The organism is Photobacterium sp. R1 (genome assembly GCF_054600795.1).
The window spans coordinates 1-400 of sequence record NZ_BAAHZP010000146.1 but is presented as its reverse complement, the minus strand read 5'-3'; the positions used below and the strand labels follow the sequence as shown (position 1 = coordinate 400).

Below are 400 nucleotides of genomic sequence, written 5' to 3'. Positions count from 1 at the left end.
AGCGGCGGGCAGGAAAATGTAAAACCCTATGGGTCGTCTCATCTGTTGAGACAACATCTAAGAATTGAGACGACCGGAAACAGGGTGGGCTGAGGTGCCAGGGTAATCAGGCAATCGACAGGTATTTGTGTGTCTGGACAGACAGACGCCAGTTACGGGCAATACAGGTTTGAATACACAGTTCGGTGGCTCTGGCTTTCTGGCTGATGGGTTGCAGGGCGATGGTCACTGTGTCCTGCAAAGGCACACCGGCTAACAGCGCATCTAACTGGTCGATATCTTTTTGTGTGCCGACAGGATGCTTGATTTCATTGGCGCGTGACAGCGCACCGGGCAAAACGGGGAGTTTGCCTTTCATGTTAATTTTCGGGGAAACAGTTACCCAGGTATTCTCTGTCGC

General features: G+C 51.8%; 1 protein-coding gene. It reads right to left on the bottom strand.

The window, feature by feature from the left end:
* Positions 1–106: 106 nt before the first annotated feature.
* Positions 107–400: radical SAM family protein (locus tag ACYP03_RS24400; RefSeq protein WP_459782431.1), on the bottom strand; the 294-nt coding region annotated here is incomplete at its 5' end.